Source organism: Chryseobacterium artocarpi (assembly GCF_001684975.1).
Classification (GTDB): Bacteria; Bacteroidota; Bacteroidia; order Flavobacteriales; family Weeksellaceae; genus Chryseobacterium; species Chryseobacterium artocarpi.
On record NZ_MAYH01000045.1, the window covers coordinates 1 to 18,770 of the forward strand.

Genomic DNA, 18,770 nt, shown 5'->3' on the forward strand with positions numbered 1-18,770 from the left:
AAAATTTTAAACATATGTTTGAAGGAGTGGGATCCAAGAGTATGAGGGCTGGAGTGTGGGTGGGTTTTATCTTTGGGCTAAAACCTATGTTGAGATTTATTTAGTAAACGGGCTAAAGCCGGTTCTAGTGAATGGATTGTGGTTGGGCATATTTTATTTAAATACATAGGCATGGATTGCGCAGAGAAGTATAGATGTTTTAGGAATATTATATATAATGGATTTAATCCTTCATAAAATGAATGGTTGATCTTATTATACATTATATAGAGGTGAAAGTAAAAGTATTATTGGGTTCACTAAAAGATAACTAATACGGTGATGAATGCCTATAGTGGAGACTATCGCTACATTACTTATCATTCATTAAAGGCACTTCTCCCCTAGCCCCGATAGAAACGGCTACCCCACAGCACACGCTGGAGAGGTTTTAGGCTTTGGGATGGAGAGCTAAGCGCGAGGAGTAAAAGTGGAGAGCGGGAATAAGCTCATAAATAAATGGTGAGAATGAAAAATTAGCATTATTATATATACCTAAAACTATGAGACCATCAATCAAATAATCTTAACTGCTGATCTTTACTTCCTGTAAAGCCTGTTGTAGATAGTTTTGGAAATTCTTTTCCGTCAAAAAACTTCTTTCTGCCAATTTTAAAAGTTGTATGAATCATTTCAGCAATATTCCCCTCTCCCCTTTGTCTTTCAAAATACCTTTTATCACCAAGTTTTCCACCACGCATGGAACGAATCAGGTTTAAAACTTTTTGTGCTCGGTCTGGAAAATGAGTTTCTATCCAATTAACAAAAACAGGTTCTACAGTATCATTGAGTCTTACCAAGGTATATCCAAATCCTAAAGCTCCTGCATCTGAGATTGACTTCAGAATATTTAAAGGCTCATCACTGTTCAATCCTGGGATAATAGGCGCCACCATAACATGTACGGGAATTTTATTTTCTGAAAGAAACTCAATTGCTTTAAGCTTATTCATTGCAGAACTTGTTCTTGGTTCCATTTTTCTTCTTAATTCTTCATTGATCGTAGGAATACTTAATGAAACGGAGACAAGATTCTGCTCCGCCATTGGAACTAAAATATCCAAATCTCTTAATACCAAAGCATTTTTTGTCAGAATATTGACAGGATGTCTGTAATCAAGACAGACTTGTAGTAATTTTCTGGTTATTTCAAATTGCCTTTCTGCCGGTTGATAACAATCTGTATTCCCAGACAACAAAATCGGAGCTGCTTTATAACCTCTTTTTTGAAAAAATTTTTCCAGCAATTCTGGGGCATTTTTCTTTACCATGATTTTTCTTTCAAAATCAACACCTGCACTATAACCCCAATATTCATGGGTAGGTCTTGCAAAGCAGTAAGAGCATCCGTGTTCACATCCCTGATAAGGATTCATGGAATATTCCATTGGAAGGTCTTCACTTTTGACCTGATTAACAATAGTTTTGGGGAATACTTCGGTGAAAGAAGTCTTTACAGTTTCGAAATCTTCATCTTCAGGCTCATAGGTATATCTGTCGAAACGATTGATAACGTTCCGCTGAGCTCCCTGACCTTTTATGAATTTTTCGTTTTGCATCCTGATGTAAAATTAGAATGGAATTTTTATAAAATAATGAACTTTAACATTAAAGTTTTCCACAAAAAAAATCCAACACCTAAGAAAAGTGTTGGACAAACATAATTAAATATATTTTTTTACTACTTCAGCGCGTAAAATTCAACTCCATGAGTTTCATCTTCTTGGTTCTTTTCATCAAAGTGCCTGTGATAATCCGAGTAGGCATCACTATATTTTTTATCTTTTTTAGTCAAAATTTTCTTAATGCTTATTAAACTTAATACTGCCAAAAGTCCAACTCCCCCTGCCAGTAAAACTCCAACTTCTTTTTTCATATTTTCTTTGATTTATTACAGTATGCATTGCAAAAAGTGTACCTATTTTATTTTTTTAAATTATAAATTTTGTTAACATTAAAGTTTATTTTTAGGGAAACTGTAATCCTTTATTTTTCTTATCTTTAGAAAAGCAATGGTTTAATTATTGTACTTATTAACAAAAATATTATTATGGAAAATTCAGAAAACATTGATAGAATGACGACCTTAAGCCAAGTTATGCAAAAGCTCTCCGAAAGAGGAATCCAAAGAGAATTCAGGATGAATGAAAACGGAGAAATGAAGTTTGAAAATTCTGAAAAAATTTATCAACCTGCTGATTTAACTATTCTGAAGACTTATCGTTTTGAGGGAGACAGCAATCCTGATGACAGTGCTGTGTTATATGTTTTAAAAGATGATTCAGGAAACCGCGGAATGATTATAGACTCTTATGGTGCAGACAGCAATTACCCAGGGGAAAAATTTGATGAATTCCTTAGAAACGTTCCTATTCTAGAAAGTAATGAGTTTAATTTTTAAATTCAATACCATACATATTATTTTTTAAACCATTAAGAATATCTTGATTATCTATATTCTAGCCAATCGCTTCTTAATGGTTTAAAATATTATTTCTCTTCAGTGTCTTCTTTCTTTTTAAAGATGTTATTGAAAAACCCTTTCTTTTCTTTCTTTTCTTCCTGTGGTTCTGATGAAGACTTTTTATCTTTTATCTCTTGTTTAATCTCTTTCACAGACTGCTTCATATCTTTTACTTTAGAGACTGCATTTTTCACTTTCTCTTCTGTTTTTTCCACATTCTTACCGATTAAAGTTTTCTTTAAACCTTGCTCAATTCCTTTCCAAAAGAGGTTAAAAAAGGATTTTGTTGGATCTCGTTCCACATTTTCAACGGTCACAGATTCAGGAAAACTTCCGGAGTTTGATTTTAAGAAAACATTTGCAACGGCTGTCAAAAACCCTTTCTTTTCATGATTATGCTTGTTCAGAACAGCAATTTTTAAATCCTTATGTTTTAAATTAAATGTTCCGTGTAATCCTTCCGGGTTGCCCTTAAAATTAAACAGCATCTCCTGAATAGTTCCTGCTGTAGCTGTCACATGAAGATAAGGTCTGATAAACGGATTGATCCCGTTTGCTGGTAAGTTGGATGTTTTTCCAGCAATTGAAAATCTATCACTTTGATCTGCTACATCAAAATTCCAGTTCACAGAAAGTGGCGACAAATTCATGAATGAGCAATCGATTTTAATATCAACTTTGGTAGATTTTCCTTTTGCCTTAGCAGAATTCAGGTTTTTAACCTTCATATTAAAATTGCTGAAGGTAAGCTTCCCGGGTCCCATACTTTCAGGCGTATCTTCTTCGTAAACTAAAATAGAGTTCTTCAGATCCAGATTATTAATATTCATTGGAATTTTGATGGATCGGAGCATTTTGGAATACAGTGCTTTTATTTTGGGATCATCTTTCGGAATTTTGCTCCTGAAAATATTTGCATCTGCAGATTGGATTGTAACATGAGAAGCATTGATGAATTTGTTTTGAGAAAACAGATCCCAATCTCCCTCTGCTGATATCTGCCCTGCTTTCAAGTCATACAAATCTCTCTCAACGGGTATCATTTTGATAAATTGGCTTCTCGAAACAAGAGGTTTCATGCCAAAATTATTGATTTGAACTTTATTTTTATTCAGTTTTAAAAGACCAACACTAATATTATAAAACTGAGTTTTGTAAGCAAAATTTCTTGTGGTTAAAAAATAGTCTTTTACATTAAATGATAGGTTTTGATCATTAGGTTTTGTTCCTATCTTGATATCGTTTACAGTAGCATTCAGGTCATGGAATGCCAGTGGTTCTTTTCCTTTATCATAAATAATATTTGAATTCTTTAGAGAAACCTTTCTTACAATAACAGATTGTATAATTTCAGAACCTTTATTTTTCTTTGGCTTATTTTCACCTGCTTTAATTGTCCCATTAAGATTTTCAACGAGGATGTCTTTAATGTCCAGATTCAGTTTTTTATTAATGAATTCCAGTTTATTGATATTAAATGCAATGTGATTGGATTTCAAATCCATCGTGGTTTTTCCCTTTTCAGAAGAACCGGGTGTAAATGACAAATTGTTGATTTCCCCATTCGTAGGCTTCAAAGCAATACTTCCGACATTAATATTCTGGTGATCGGAATATATAATGTCTTTACCAGAGAATGTGAAATCATGATAACCCACAGGAATAATTTGCTCTGATGTTTCTTTATTAAATGTCAGTTTATTGATATTCAAATTAAGATTGGCAGCAGATAATAGTTTACTTCCGTCTGGTTTATTAATTTGAGCAACCGCATTTTTAAGTTTAATATTTTCTAAATTAACCTCAAAATTTATTTTTTTTACTTCTTTTTTCTCTTTTTTAACGCCGGTATTATAAACCGTTAAAAGAGGATTTTGAAATTCTGCATCTGCAAGAGCAATCTTATTCTTGCTTAAAACAATCTCTTTAAAATCCATTTTCGGGATTGAAAACTCAAAGAGCTGTGTTTTTTTAGGGTAATATTTCTTAAACTGCTCAAAAGAAAGAAGCGGAATCAGTTTAAAATTTTCAACAGACATTTGTCCGTCAGCAGTATTGATGGTATTAATCGTAACAGCATATACATTATCAGGTCTGAAAAAGAATTTTTCACCTTTAATACTATATCTGTCAAATACTACAGGCAATTTATTCTCCACTGACTCTTCTGTCATTTGCAGGTTTTCTACAAACAGATTGAGTTTTTGAACTGATATAAATTTTTGTTTGGTATGCCTAAAAACAGCAATTTCCCCATCATTAATCCTGATATTTTCAAATAAGAACGGACTTTTTTTCTTTTCCTTTTTCTTATTAACAGGTTTTGCAAGAATGATATTCAGGTTAGGTTTTGCCAGCAATAGATCTGATGAGCTTATTGTTTTATTAAAAACTGCATCATAGATCCCAAAGCGACTTATTTTTAAAGTATCAACAGTTCCCTGAAGACCAATGACGTCTGTATTCTGCGGATCTTTATTATTAACAGAAATTCCGGTTGCCAGAATGTTCCCGGTACTAAGATCTACATCCAAAGATTTGTAGGAAACTTTATAGTCTGTGTTATTCTTAATATACTCAGGAAGACGGGTTTTAAGCCAATAATTAAGTCCGAAATTCGCAACAAGAAGTAATCCTGCCAGAATTCCGAAGCCTACTAATAGTCTTTTTACCCATTTTTTCATATTTGTGATTTGGTTTGTTTTTTTGTTATGATCAGTTGTTTACATTTAATTCAATTACATATCCTTCATGACCTCTTACATTAATAAAGTTCCCGCCTTCAAATCCAAGATACTGTCCTTTAATCCCTGTAAGTTTACCCGTAAATTCCGATTTCTTATCTAAAGTAAATGAATTTACTTTTTCTGGTTTTTCAAAAGGGTAATCAAACATCCATAATTCTTCTCCTTCACTATAGAATTTTTGGAAATCGGCAGGAAAATATTCTTTAATTTTCTGTCTGAAATCAGCAAGATCTACTTCTCCTTCAAAATCATCCTGAAGCATTTTTCTCCAGTTCGTCTTATCTGCTAAATGATCTTTTAAAGCAACTTCTATCATTCCTGCTTCATAACGATTTTCCGTTCTTGCAATCGGCAAGGCAAAAGTAGCTCCCTGGTCGATCCATCTTGTAGGAATTTGTGTATTTCTTGTTACTCCTACTTTCACATCTCCGGTATAAGCAAGATAAACCGTGTGAGGCTGTAGCTGAATTTGTTTTTCTATTTCCAAATCACGTTCTGCAACACCTAAATGCGCTGTAGAAAGCTCAGGACGGATAATGGTATCACTTGCATACGGGCTTTCAAAAAAACAGTTTTTACAGAAACCCATTCTGTAGATAGGCTTATCTTCTCCGCAGTTTACACATTGGAATCCGATATGTTTTATGCTTAACTCTTTCCCTAACAGCTCATTCATATGAATCAAATCTCCTGAAAGATTGAGGTAGTATTGGATAGGTTTAGCATCGTAGCTTGTCATTTTTAATATTTGCCCTTGAAACTGCATATTATATTTATATTACTTTTTTACGTAAATTTAATGATTATATTTTTCAAAAAGTAAAATTTATATTTTTGTGTTAATAAAAAACCACAGATGATTTATCTTGTAACAGGAGGCAGCGGGTTCATCGGTTCCCATTTAATTGAACAATTATTAAGAAATGGACATTCTGTCATAAACATTGACAATTTTGATGATTTCTACAGCTATCAGATAAAAATTAAAAATACTTTAGAGTCTATTGGTAAAAATTCGGATTTTAAATTCACCAATAAAGAAGATGATATTCAGCGTTTGATTTCCCTCTCCCACTCTGATCATTATACTCTTTATTACCAAGATATCAGAGATAAAAAAGGTCTTGAAAATGTCTTTAAAAATCATTCTATTGATATGGTAATTCACTTAGCCGCATTGGCAGGTGTTCGCCCTTCTATAGAAAGACCCTTGGAATATGAAGAAGTAAATGTTCGCGGAAGCATGAATCTTTGGGAACTATGCAAAGAATTCAACATCAATAAATTCATTTGTGCCTCTTCTTCAAGCGTTTACGGAAACAATGAAAAGACACCATTTTCTGAGACGGATAATGTAGATAATCCAATTTCACCTTATGCTGCCACTAAAAAGTGTGGCGAAATTTTGGGGCATGTTTATCATAACTTATATAGTATAGATATGATACAATTAAGGTTTTTCACTGTTTACGGTCCCAGACAGCGCCCTGATCTTGCTATACATAAATTTACCAAGCTTATTTATGAAGGTTCAGAAATCCCTTTCTATGGTGATGGAGATACAGCAAGAGACTATACCTATATTGATGATATCATTGATGGAATCATTAAATCAATAATCTATTTGGAAAACAACTCTGGTGTGTACGAAATCATTAATTTAGGAGAAAGTCAGGTAATTACTTTAACGGAGATGGTAGCAACTATTGAAAAAGTTCTTCAAATGACAGCTATTAAAAAAAATCTGCCAATGCAACCTGGAGATGTCACAAAAACAAATGCAGATATTACAAAAGCAAAGGATTTAATAAGCTATAAACCTGACACAGACTTCCAAAATGGCATAAAAAAATTTGTGGAATGGTTTTTGAGAAAACGACATTAAGTAAATTTCTGACAGGGCTGCCATGCAGTTGGTGACAGTCATTTATAGGAAAAAATTATAAAAAGAATTGAAAATCAAGTATAAAAAAGTTCATTATACAACCTATTTTTATACTTTTGCAAAAAATTAGAAAATTATGTACTGGACATTAGAATTAGCTTCATATTTAAGTGACGCACCTTGGCCAATGACAAAAGCAGAGCTTATTGACTACGCGATCAGAACTGGTGCACCGATGGAAGTAGTGGAAAACCTTCAAGCGATTGAGGATGAGGGAGAGATTTATGAGTCTATTGAAGAAGTTTGGAGCGACTATCCAACTGACGAGGATTTCCTTTGGAACGAGGACGAATATTAATAAAGCGATAAGCTTTAGGCTGCGTGCTTAGAGCTTTTTTGCCCTTTTTTATATATTAACTTACACGATAAGCGTGTCATTTAAAACGCTTAAAGCATCTTGCATTAAGCATAAAGCAAAAAATTTATGAGTTTTTTAAACAAAGTTCTTAAAGGGTTTTTGGGAGACAAAAAAGCGCAGGACCTAAAAGAAGTAAAAAAAGTTGTAACAAAAATCAAGGCTGTAGAACCCAACATCCAACAATTGTCGGATGATGGTTTGAGACAAAAAACTGCTGAGTTTAAAGCAAGTATTAAAGATGCTACCAGCAAGATTACAGCTCAAATAGAACAGATTAAAGAGCAGATAAAAAATTCAACAAACGTTGACGAGAAAGAAGCTCTTTTCTCAAAGATTGAGTCTTTAAAGAAAGAATCATACGAAATTGAAGAAAAAGTTTTGGTTCAGATTCTTCCGGAAGCTTTTGCATTGATCAAAGAAACTTCAAGAAGATGGGCTCAGAATAAAGAAATCCGTGTAACTGCTAGTGACTGGGACAGAGAACTTGCGGCTGCAGGAAAAGATTTCGTTGAAATTCAGGGAGACCAAGCTGTTTGGAAAAACTCATGGGACGCTGCCGGAACTCCTGTAGTTTGGGATATGGTCCACTATGATGTTCAGTTTATCGGAGGTATTATTCTTCACAGTGGTAAAATTGCTGAGATGGCAACCGGTGAAGGTAAAACTTTGGTAGGAACATTACCTATTTACTTAAATTCACTTCCGGAAAGAGGGGTTCACGTTGTAACCGTAAATGACTACCTTGCAAAAAGAGACTCCGCTTGGATGGGACCTCTTTATCAGTTCCACGGAATGTCTATCGATTGTATCGATAACCACCAGCCGAACTCAGACGGAAGAAGAAAAGCATATAACTCTGATATTACTTACGGAACGAACAACGAATTCGGTTTCGATTATCTGAGAGATAACATGGTAACTTCACCTTCGGAATTAGTACAAAGAGAATTGAACTTTGCTATCGTTGACGAGGTGGATTCTGTATTGGTAGATGATGCAAGAACACCTTTGATCATTTCAGGTCCGGTTCCTCAGGGAGACAGACAGGAATTTGACGTTCTTAAACCTTCTATCGACAGAATTGTTGAAGTTCAAAAGAAAACTGTTTCTACAATCTTCAATGAAGCGAAAAGATTAATCGCTGCAGGAAATACTAAAGAAGGAGGGTTCAAATTACTTCAGGCTTACAGAGGTCTTCCTAAAAACAGACAATTAATCAAATTCTTATCGGAAAGCGGAAACAGAGCATTGCTTCAGAAAGTGGAGGCGCAATATATGCAGGACAACAACCGTGATATGCCGATCGTAGATAAAGATCTTTATTTCGTAATTGAAGAAAAGAACAATCAGGTAGACCTTACCGACAAAGGTGTTGAATACATGTCTCAAGGTAACTCTGATCCTAACTTCTTCGTTCTTCCGGATATTGGAACTGAGATTGCAGAAGTAGAGGCTAAAAATTTATCTAAAGAAGAAGAATTCGAAGCTAAAGAAAGACTTTTCAGTGATTTTGCTGAAAAATCTGAAAGAGTTCACACGATGAGCCAGCTATTGAAAGCATATACATTATTTGAAAAAGATGATGAATATGTGGTAATTGATGGTGAAGTAAAAATCGTTGATGAGCAGACAGGTCGTATCATGGAGGGACGTCGTTATTCAGATGGTCTTCACCAGGCGATTGAAGCTAAAGAAAACGTAAAAATTGAAGCAGCAACGCAAACTTTTGCAACTGTTACGCTTCAGAACTACTTCCGTATGTACAACAAGCTTGCCGGGATGACTGGTACTGCTGAAACGGAAGCGGGTGAGCTTTGGGAAATCTACAAACTCGACGTAGTAGTAATTCCAACCAACCGTCCTATCTTAAGACATGACAAACAAGATTTAGTTTTCAAAACTAATAGAGAGAAATATAACGCTGTAATTGAGGAAATCGAAAGATTAACTGCTGCTAAAAGACCTGTACTTGTAGGTACTACTTCAGTAGAAATTTCTCAGTTGCTTTCAAAAGCACTTCAATTAAGAAAGATTCCACACCAGGTATTGAACGCGAAGCTTCACAAAAAAGAAGCAGAAATCGTTGCTGGAGCAGGACAGCCGGGAGTTGTAACCATTGCAACCAACATGGCAGGACGTGGAACGGATATTAAATTATCTAAAGAAGTAAAAGAAGCAGGAGGTTTAGCAATTATCGGTACTGAAAGACACGATTCAAGACGTGTTGACAGACAGTTGAGAGGTAGAGCTGGTCGTCAGGGAGATCCGGGAAGTTCTCAGTTCTATGTGTCTCTTGAAGATAACCTGATGCGTTTATTCGGTTCTGAGAGAATTGCTAAAATGATGGACAGAATGGGTCACAAAGAAGGTGAAGTTATTCAGCATTCTATGATCAGTAAGTCTATCGAAAGAGCTCAGAAAAAAGTAGAAGAGAACAACTTCGGAACAAGAAAGAGACTTCTTGAGTATGATGACGTAATGAACAAACAACGTGACGTAATCTATAAGAGAAGAAAGAACGCTTTATTCGGAGATCACTTGAAATATGATATTACAAATATGATTTTCGATGTGGCTAATTCTATCGTTGCGAAAGGGAAAGCTACTGGAAATTATAAAGATTTTGAATATGACATCATTAAAACATTCACAATGGAATCTCCGGTTTCTCAGAATGATTTTAATAACAAAAATATTCAGGATCTTACCAATATCCTATTCAAAGCTGCTCAGGAAGACTATCAGATGAAACTGAACTTATTGAAGGAAAAATCATTCCCAATTATTGAGAATGTATACCAAAATCAAGGTTCAATGTTCAAAATGATTCAGGTTCCTTTCACAGACGGACACAAAACAATGACTATTGTTGCTGACCTGAAAGAAGCTTATGAAACGAAATGTGAAAGTTTAGTAAATGATTTTGAGAAGAATATCACTTTATCAATCATCGATGAAAACTGGAAACTTCACCTTCGTGAAATGGATGATTTAAGAAGATCTTCTCAGGGAGCTGTTTATGAGCAGAAAGATCCACTTGTAATTTACAAGCAAGAATCTTTCCACTTATTCAGTGAAATGATCGATAAATTGAACAAAGAGATTATTTCTTTCTTATACAAAGGAGAAATTCCAGCGTAAGAAATCATTAATCATAATAACAAAAAACCGCTCTGGCATTGACCTGAGCGGTTTTTTGTTATTGATTGTATAATAATTTTATGATAAAAATCAAATATATTATTTATTTAGAATATTTAAAAATAATATATTTGCATAAAATTTGACTTTCATGAAAAATGTACTGATCTGCGCTTCCCTGCTGGGTACCATTATGGTAACAGCACAGGAGAAAGATTCTATTAAATCTAATGATATTGAAGAAGTAGTTGTAAACGGAAGATATTATAAGAAGTATGTAGAAAAGCAGGGTTCTTCTTCTCTTCGTCTAGATGAAGCCCTTATTAAAATACCTCAGAACATTTCAATCATTACCAATAAAGCTTTAGAAGACCAACAGGTTACCACTTTAAGTGACGGAGTTTTAAGAAACGTTGCCGGAGCTCAGAGACTTGAGCATTGGGGAGATATGTATACCAGAGTAAATATGAGAGGAGCCAGAGCTGCAGCTTTCATGAATGGTGTGAATGTAACTTCCAGCTGGGGACCTTTAAGTGAGGATATGAGCTACGTTGATCACATTGAATTCATTAAAGGACCATCAGGATTCTTAATGTCAAACGGTGAACCAAGCGGGATTTATAATATTGTAACGAAAAAGCCAACCGGACAGACTTTTAACGGAACAGCCAGAGTTACTCTTGGAAGTTTCAATATGTATAGAGGAGAAACAGATATTGACACAAAAATTACAGACAAGGTAGCTTTCAGACTGAATTTAATGGCTCAGAATAAAAATAGTTTTAGAGACTATGAATTCAATGACAGATATATCATCAACCCATCTGTTAAAGTAGATCTTAGTGATAAAACTACTTTAACAGCAGAATACATATACCAAAAGGCAAAGATGTCTGAAGTAGGTTCTGCTTATGTATTCAGTTTTCAGGGATACAAAGCAAAACCAGTTGGATATACAATTACTGATCCTGGTCTTGACCCTACAAAAGTTGATAACAATACCATCAATGTCAATTTACAACATAAATTTAATGAAAACTGGAAGCTAACCTCTCAATTGACGTATGTGAATGAATACACAATGGGAAGTGACATCTGGCCAAGTATGTTCGAAGGGAAATATATGATCAGACGCTTAAATTACTGGGAAGCTGATAATACCATGAAATTCGGGCAGGTTTTCCTAAATGGGCATGTAAAAACAGGATCTGTTTCTCACAAAATTCTGGCAGGACTTGACCTTGGAAGTAAAAAGTACATGGCAGACTGGTCTCAGGGATATAACATGGATAAATTTAATGCAAATGGAGATTTTGATGCGGACAATAATAATGTAGCAGATCATAGTTATTGGTACAATATCGATACAAACAATTATGACAGTAATGGACAAGGTGGATATTTCGGACCAAACAATACTGCAGCTTATAAACCTTTCAACAAGTCTACTCCACTTTCTGTAAGGGCGGGAGCCGGCAGTACCATTGACCAAAGATATACGGGGTTATACTTACAGGACGAATTAGGTTTCTTCAATGATGCATTAAGACTTACTTTAGCAGCCCGTTATACCAATGTAAAAGAGGTTAACTACGGAACAAAAGCAGAGGCTAACAGAATTACACCTCGTATTGGATTAAGTTATTCTATTAATGAAAATATGGCTGCCTATGCTTTGTATGATCAGTCATTTGTTCCTCAGGCAGGTTTATTCAGAGATGGAACAACTGCAACTCCATTAACAGGAAACAATATTGAAGTAGGATTTAAGAAAGACTGGTTTGCCGGTAGGTGGAATACTACTCTTTCAATATATAATATTAATAAAAATAATGAAATTACAGGAGATCCAGACCTTACAAATAACCCAAATGGAAAATACTCTATTCTACTTGGAAAGACAAGAGTGCAGGGATTAGAATTTGACCTTAAAGGTGAAATTGTAAAAGGATTCAATGCTATTTTCAACTATGCCTTTACAGAGAATAAGTTCACCGAAAATACAGCTGTAAGCAAAAAAGGAGACCGTGTTCCAGGATATGCAAAACACACGGCAAACGGTTGGTTAAACTATACTTTCTCCAATAATATTCTTCAAGGTTTCGGATTAAGCTTTGGAGGAACTTATATGGCAGACAGAAGCAGCTGGGGTTGGGGAAGTACAAATACCCAACAAATGGCTGATTATGTAAAATTTGATGCCGGCGCTTCATGGGAAAATTCAAAATTCAGAGTGAACCTTAATGTATTTAATGTTTTCAATAGATATCTATATTCAGGAGCTCCATATGCAGGGTATTACTACTATCAAGCAGATGCACCAAGAAACTTTAGATTATCAATCGGATATAAATTTTAAAATAAAGGTTAGCCCTTCAGGGGTTAACTTTTTCTATGAAAAAGAAACATCACCATAAAAAGAAAGTTTCTCCAGCAAAGAAATGGTCTGCCAAACTACATCTGTGGTTTGGTTTGTCCGTTGGTATTATTGTCTTCATTGTCTCTCTTACAGGGACTTTATATGTTTTTAAGGATGAAGTACAAAACAGTCTGCGTAAAGAAGCTATTTATATAAAACAGGAAGATTCTTCAAAAAAACCGTTGTCCATTAACCTGCTTCGTGAGAAAGTAAGTATGGAGCTTAATGAAAAATACCCGCTAAACTCAGTAGAAATCTCTCTTGACAAAGGAAAATCATATCGTTTTTTATACTATGAAAAGAGTAAGAAAGGATGGAATTATTTTCAGCAGGTACTGATTAACAAGCAGGTCTATATTAATCAATATACAGGGGAAATCCTTGCTGTTTATGATGAAAAATATGATGTATTCAATATTTTGAAATATATACATTGGGGACTTTTATTAAATTCCGAATGGGGACCATATGTAGTAGGAATTCCTACTGTATTGTTTATCATCATGTTAATCACCGGAATTATCCTGTGGTGGCCCAAAAATAAAAATGCAAGAAAAGGACGATTCTGGTTCAATTGGAAAAATGTAAAAAACTGGAAACGTAAAAATTATGATCTTCATAATGTATTAGGCTTTTATGCCTCATTTATTGCCTTAATAATGAGTATTACCGGGATTTACTTTGCATATCCTTATGTAAAAAATACTTTTAATCTTACCCTATCCGGCTATTGGGAACAACCAAAGGAAAAACAGATAAAATCTCCTGATTCATTGATGGCAAAGAGGTCTGATCTTTTTGATATAACAGCTTTACAAACTGAAAAACTATACGCTGAAGCTTCCAGCTATAGAATTTCACTCAATGGAAAAAATAAGAAAGGAAAAGAGCTTACTAACCTTCCGATTACCATCTATGGACAAGAAGGACGATTCAGCGAAAGAAATACACTGACTTTTGATAAATATACAGGAAAACTACTAGCCAACAAACCTCATCACAAACTGAATAACGCCGAGAAATATGCCAATGCCAATTATGACATCCATACAGGATCCTACTTTGGTTTATTTGGAAAAATCATCTGGTTTATTGCCGGTCTTATATGCACATCACTTCCCGTTACCGGATTTCTGATCTGGTGGGGAAAAAGAAAGAAACAAGGAAAGAAAATATAATGAAAAAAGTGCTTTTATCAGCAGCCTGCCTGGGAACTACAACAGTTTTTGCCCAGATTAAGGATACATTACAAACCAAAGATGTTGAGGAAATCGTAATGACTGCTTCAAGGAAAAAGGAGAACATCAAAGAAGTTCCCAGCTCCATTACAGTCGTTGGCGAAAAACAAATTCAGTCTCAATTAACCGTCAATTCGGATATTACAAGCATTTTGCAGTATACCGTTCCAAGTTTAGGAACGAATTCCGGACAAACATCCAATACAGGACAAACTTTAAGAGGTCGTCAGGTATTAGTTTTAATTGACGGTATTCCACAATCTACTCCACTTCGAAACGGAGCGAGAGATTTAAGAGTAATTGACCCTTCCGCGATTGAAAGAGTGGAAGTTATCAAGGGGGCTTCTTCAATCTATGGAAACGGCGCAGATGGCGGGATCATCAACTATATTACAAAAAGAAACAAAACGGATCAGAAGATTTCAGGGATCTCTCAAATAGGATTTACAGGACAACAATCCGGTGGAACCTTAGGAGTAAGAGCCAGCCAGCTTTTATCAGGAAAAGTCAATAAATTTGACTATACCCTTTCATTAGCCTATGAAAGAACCGGGTATATGAAAGATGCCAACAAAGTTTATCTTACCCCTACCTACAGTACTGCAAAGATGGATAACTATAACGGAATGTTGAAGTTAGGTTATGACATCAATGAAAACCAAAGAGTTGAAGCATCTTATATTGGCTATTCTTCAAGATCCAATCTTAATTTAGGATTAAAAACAGGAGTATACGGCGTTACCCCAACGATTGGTGAAGGTGAAGGAAAAAGCCTTGAAACAACGCCTCAGGGAACTCCAAAAAACCATAGCATCCGTGTAAGCTATGATAATAAAAATCTGTTTGCAGGAACTTCATTAAACGTAAATCTTTACTATCAGGATTTTAAAACAGTCTACGGATATAGTGACACCTTTTTCAATGGTGGGCAATCTAATGTTCTCTCTAAAAAAGCAGGTGCAAGATTAAATTTTGATACTCAGCTTTGGAACTCTCAGAATTCACAAGGAGAAATCATGTACGGAGTGGATATTCTGAATGATCAGACGGTACAGAAACTTGAGGACGGACGTTTCTGGACCCCGAATATGAGCATGACTAATATTGCGCCTTTCGTATTGGCAAAAATAGATTTGTTCAAAAAATTAACGATCAAAGGAGGACTTCGTTATGAAAACATTAAAGTAAATGTTGACGATTTCAATACACTTTCTGTAATCAAAAACGATGGAACTTTTACCAAAAGTATCTTTGTAGATGGCGGAAAACTAAGTTATAATGCATTGGTAGGAAATATTGGTCTTCGTTATAATATCGAACCTTATATCAATCTGTTCGGAAGTTTTTCACAGGCTTATTCAATCAATGAATTAGGAAGAATTCTGAGAACCTCAACTTCGGAAACGATTAAAAACCTTGAAACGAAACCTATTATTGTCAACAACTACGAACTAGGAGCTACAGGACAGATTTCCAATTGGTTAAATTATGAATTGACATCTTATGTAAGTACCTCAAAATTAGGTGCTACATTTGTACAAAGTGCAGACAGAGCATTAATGATCAAAAGAGCTCCGGAAATCGTTTATGGTGTAGAAGGGTTCTTACATTTCACTCCTGTTAAATGGCTTCAGTTTGGTGGAAGCTACAGCTGGATGGAAGGGATCACTTCTCCTGATGACAATGGTAATTATCCTGCAAAGATCAATAACAGCCGAATTTCTGCTCCGAAAGTGCTTGCCTATCTTCAAGTAAAACCGATCCCGGAACTTTTTATTGGGGTTGATATGCTTCATTCATTCAGACAGAATAGATTTGAACCCAATACAAAAACCGGATTGTATGCCTACGGAGAAGGATATGTACCAGATTATACAGTATTTAATCTAAAAGTAAGCTGTGAAATTTACAAAAACTGGAAGGTATCATTGGGAATTGAAAACTTCTTCAATAGATTGTATCAGCCATCTATTGCATGGTGGTCTGCAAGAGACAGCGAGTTCGTGAATTCTTTAGGGAAAAGAGGAACTTTAGTTTTTGAATATAAATTTTAATCAAACTAATCTACCATAGTTATATGAAGAAAAATCATCATCCTAAAAAGAAACCGGGATTCTTTAAAAAATGGTCCGCCAAACTTCACTTATGGTTTGGACTTGGAATTGGGTTTTTAATTTTTATTATCTCCATTACCGGGGCATTGTACGTATTTAAGGATGAAGTAGAAAACTTTACCCGAAAAGATGTCATTTACCACAATGAACAGAACATAGAACAAAAGCAGATTCTTCCTATCAGAGTGATGGAAAAAGCCGTTGCAGAACAGGTAAAGGAAAAGTATCCTATCCATTGGGTAAACATTCCTATGGACAAGAAAATGTCATACATGTTCTTCTGGTATGAGCATAATACGGATGCATGGAACTATTTTGATGAATTTCCTATTTATAAACAGGCTTATGTAAACCCTTATACCGGAAAAGTACTGAGAGTATATGATGAGAAAAACGGTTTCTTCAATATTGTAAAAATGATCCACTGGAGTTACCTTCTGAAACAGGATTGGGGAACATATGTGGTGGGAATACCTGTTATTATTTTCATCATTATGCTTATCTCCGGGATCATTCTGTGGTGGCCCAAAAATAAAGCAGCAAGAAAACAGCGTTTTGCTTTCAAATGGAAAAATATCAAAAGCTGGAAAAGAAAAAACTATGATCTTCATAATGTCTTAGGTTTTTATGCTTCTATCTTTGCTCTTATCTTTTCTATTACAGGTTTATTCTATGCATTTTTCGTAGTTCAGGCGATGATTTATGTAATATTCTCGGGAGGAGAAACAAAGTATCCGGACTTTTCACACATCAAGACAAAAGCTCCGATAGAGCTGAGAACAGAAACTACACTTGACAAGATTATCAATACAGTGAAGAATAAATATCCGGAGTCATACGGATTTGCCATAGATCTGGGGCACGAGCATATGGATGACCATGAACATCCAAACTTTGAAGTATATGTAAAACACCTTACTTATTCTTACCACAAGAGCAGCAGCCTTATTTTTGATGAAAACTCAGGAGAATTACTTCATACTCATGATCCAAAGGATAAAAACTTTGGTGAAAAGGTAGTAAATGCCAATTATGACATTCACGTAGGAGCAATCCTGGGACTTCCTACAAAGATCATTGCTTTTATTGTAAGTCTTATCTGTGCTTCTCTTCCGGTAACAGGATTCATGATCTGGTGGGGGCGAAAAAAGAAAAAACCTGTTAAAACTGCGTAAACTTGTTAAATAATACTGAGTTAATAATCCATTAATACAATCTTTTTTATAATTTTAGCCCTTAGAATTTAATAATAGAAATGTCATTAATAGATTTATCAAAACAAGTTGCCCTGGGAGTTGACATCGGTGGTACCAATACCAAGTTCGGAATTGTAAACCATCGTGGAGAAGTTCTGGACAAGGGAAACCTGAGAACTGATGCCTATGAAAAGGTAGAAGATTTCATAGATGCTTTATATGAACAAGTACATCCTTTAATGGAAAAACATGGTACAGAAAAGCACTTTGACGGAATCGGAGTAGGAGCTCCTAATGCAAACTACTATAAAGGAACCATCGAACTTGCCCCTAATTTACCCTGGAAAGGGGTCATTCCTTTCGCGGAATTGATGACGGCAAAGTTTGGTCTTCCATGTACTGTAACCAACGATGCCAATGCAGCAGCCTTGGGAGAAATGCTTTTCGGAGCGGCACGCGGGATGAAGGATTTTATCATGATTACCCTTGGAACAGGAGTAGGAAGCGGAATCATTGCCAACGGAAACCTTATCTACGGACATGATGGTTTTGCCGGAGAATTAGGACATACTATTGTAAAACCAGGCGGAAGAAAACATTGGAGTACAGGTTCTGAAGGAAGTCTGGAGGCATATGCTTCTGCAACAGGTATTACGATCACAGCGAAGAAAATGAGAGCCGAGTTCCCAGAATCTATGCTGAACCAATATCCTGAGGATGAAATCAATTCTAAAACAGTATACGAGTGTGCTATGAAAGAAGACCCTATTGCGATTGAGGTTTTCAGATATACAGGACAGAAACTTGGTGAGGCATTAGCTAATTTCGTGATGTTTTCTTCACCACAGGCTATTCTTTTATTCGGTGGGGTGATCAAGGCAGGGGATTTTATCTTAAAGCCAGCTAAACTTCACATGGAAAGAAACCTTCTTCCTATCTTCAGAAATAAAGTAAAACTGGTATTCAGTGAACTTGACGAAGCAGACGCAGCCATCCTTGGTGCAAGTGCTTTAGTTTGGGAAAAATAACTGATACACTTATCATATATAAAGCGATCTCACTAGAGGTCGCTTTTTTATTTGCCACGAATTCACAAATGAATTATTCGT

At 35.3% G+C, this 18,770-nt stretch carries 13 protein-coding genes; 9 read left to right on the plus strand and 4 right to left on the minus strand.

The genetic code is table 11. The features are described 5' to 3' along the window. Positions 1 to 551: 551 nt before the first annotated feature. Together BBI01_RS14785 and BBI01_RS14790 are read right to left on the minus strand one after the other, a co-directional pair. Complete coding sequence (locus BBI01_RS14785; RefSeq protein ID WP_065395435.1) at positions 552 to 1,598, minus strand: PA0069 family radical SAM protein; 1,047 nt, start codon at positions 1,596 to 1,598, stop codon at positions 552 to 554. A gap of 122 nt (positions 1,599 to 1,720) precedes the next feature. Further along, entirely contained in the window at positions 1,721 to 1,915 is a 195-nt protein-coding gene (locus BBI01_RS14790; protein ID WP_065395436.1) for a hypothetical protein, read from the minus strand. Between the two features lie 174 nt (positions 1,916 to 2,089). Here BBI01_RS14790 and BBI01_RS14795 point away from each other — a divergent pair, with 174 nt between their 5' ends. Next, a complete protein-coding gene (locus BBI01_RS14795; protein ID WP_065395437.1) occupies positions 2,090 to 2,440 on the plus strand; it encodes a hypothetical protein in 351 nt (116 codons plus the stop codon). 89 nt (positions 2,441 to 2,529) lie between these two features. Here BBI01_RS14795 and BBI01_RS14800 read toward each other — a convergent pair whose 3' ends face one another. Both BBI01_RS14800 and BBI01_RS14805 read right to left on the minus strand, forming a co-directional pair. Next, positions 2,530 to 5,196 (minus strand): DUF748 domain-containing protein, encoded by a 2,667-nt coding sequence (locus BBI01_RS14800; RefSeq protein ID WP_438830675.1) that lies wholly within the window; start codon positions 5,194 to 5,196, stop codon positions 2,530 to 2,532. A gap of 22 nt (positions 5,197 to 5,218) precedes the next feature. Next, a complete protein-coding gene (locus tag BBI01_RS14805; protein ID WP_065395439.1) occupies positions 5,219 to 6,016 on the minus strand; it encodes a DUF2797 domain-containing protein in 798 nt (265 codons plus the stop codon). Positions 6,017 to 6,106: 90 nt separating this feature from the next. Here BBI01_RS14805 and BBI01_RS14810 point away from each other — a divergent pair, with 90 nt between their 5' ends. From BBI01_RS14810 to BBI01_RS14845, 8 genes are all read left to right on the plus strand, one after another. Next, complete coding sequence (locus BBI01_RS14810) at positions 6,107 to 7,135, plus strand: GDP-mannose 4,6-dehydratase (protein WP_065395440.1); 1,029 nt, start codon at positions 6,107 to 6,109, stop codon at positions 7,133 to 7,135. Between the two features lie 136 nt (positions 7,136 to 7,271). Next, the gene (locus tag BBI01_RS14815) at positions 7,272 to 7,493 is read left to right on the plus strand and encodes a DUF2795 domain-containing protein (RefSeq protein WP_002662059.1); all 222 of its coding nucleotides are present in this window, start codon (positions 7,272 to 7,274) and stop codon (positions 7,491 to 7,493) included. Positions 7,494 to 7,619: 126 nt separating this feature from the next. After that, complete coding sequence (gene secA / locus BBI01_RS14820) at positions 7,620 to 10,694, plus strand: preprotein translocase subunit SecA (RefSeq protein ID WP_065395441.1); 3,075 nt, start codon at positions 7,620 to 7,622, stop codon at positions 10,692 to 10,694. Positions 10,695 to 10,845: 151 nt separating this feature from the next. Continuing rightward, entirely contained in the window at positions 10,846 to 13,053 is a 2,208-nt protein-coding gene (locus BBI01_RS14825) for a TonB-dependent siderophore receptor (protein WP_065395442.1), read from the plus strand. A 35-nt stretch (positions 13,054 to 13,088) separates the two neighbouring features. Next, the gene (locus BBI01_RS14830; protein WP_065395443.1) at positions 13,089 to 14,291 is read left to right on the plus strand and encodes a PepSY-associated TM helix domain-containing protein; all 1,203 of its coding nucleotides are present in this window, start codon (positions 13,089 to 13,091) and stop codon (positions 14,289 to 14,291) included. Continuing rightward, positions 14,291 to 16,405, plus strand: coding sequence for a TonB-dependent receptor (locus BBI01_RS14835; RefSeq protein ID WP_065395970.1), 2,115 nt, complete (start codon positions 14,291 to 14,293; stop codon positions 16,403 to 16,405). The genes BBI01_RS14830 and BBI01_RS14835 overlap by 1 nt, the downstream gene beginning before the upstream one ends. A gap of 23 nt (positions 16,406 to 16,428) precedes the next feature. Continuing rightward, positions 16,429 to 17,640 carry a PepSY-associated TM helix domain-containing protein gene (locus BBI01_RS14840; protein ID WP_065395444.1) on the plus strand — a complete coding sequence of 404 codons (1,212 nt, stop codon included), beginning with the start codon at positions 16,429 to 16,431 and terminating at the stop codon, positions 17,638 to 17,640. A gap of 80 nt (positions 17,641 to 17,720) precedes the next feature. After that, complete coding sequence (locus BBI01_RS14845; protein ID WP_065395445.1) at positions 17,721 to 18,689, plus strand: ROK family protein; 969 nt, start codon at positions 17,721 to 17,723, stop codon at positions 18,687 to 18,689. The last annotated feature ends 81 nt before the right edge of the window (positions 18,690 to 18,770 follow it).

Bases quoted from the DNA above. Each gene is read 5' to 3' on its own strand.
- BBI01_RS14805 (WP_065395439.1), bottom strand. From the start codon at position 6,016: ATGCAGTTTCAAGGGCAAATATTAAAAATGACAAGCTACGATGCTAAA.
- BBI01_RS14840 (WP_065395444.1), top strand. From the start codon at position 16,429: ATGAAGAAAAATCATCATCCTAAAAAGAAACCGGGATTCTTTAAAAAA.
- BBI01_RS14825 (WP_065395442.1), top strand. From the start codon at position 10,846: ATGAAAAATGTACTGATCTGCGCTTCCCTGCTGGGTACCATTATGGTA.
- BBI01_RS14835 (WP_065395970.1), top strand. From the start codon at position 14,291: ATGAAAAAAGTGCTTTTATCAGCAGCCTGCCTGGGAACTACAACAGTT.
- BBI01_RS14810 (WP_065395440.1), top strand. From the start codon at position 6,107: ATGATTTATCTTGTAACAGGAGGCAGCGGGTTCATCGGTTCCCATTTA.
- BBI01_RS14845 (WP_065395445.1), top strand. From the start codon at position 17,721: ATGTCATTAATAGATTTATCAAAACAAGTTGCCCTGGGAGTTGACATC.
- BBI01_RS14795 (WP_065395437.1), top strand. From the start codon at position 2,090: ATGGAAAATTCAGAAAACATTGATAGAATGACGACCTTAAGCCAAGTT.
- BBI01_RS14785 (WP_065395435.1), bottom strand. From the start codon at position 1,598: ATGCAAAACGAAAAATTCATAAAAGGTCAGGGAGCTCAGCGGAACGTT.
- secA (WP_065395441.1), top strand. From the start codon at position 7,620: ATGAGTTTTTTAAACAAAGTTCTTAAAGGGTTTTTGGGAGACAAAAAA.
- BBI01_RS14790 (WP_065395436.1), bottom strand. From the start codon at position 1,915: ATGAAAAAAGAAGTTGGAGTTTTACTGGCAGGGGGAGTTGGACTTTTG.
- BBI01_RS14830 (WP_065395443.1), top strand. From the start codon at position 13,089: ATGAAAAAGAAACATCACCATAAAAAGAAAGTTTCTCCAGCAAAGAAA.
- BBI01_RS14815 (WP_002662059.1), top strand. From the start codon at position 7,272: ATGTACTGGACATTAGAATTAGCTTCATATTTAAGTGACGCACCTTGG.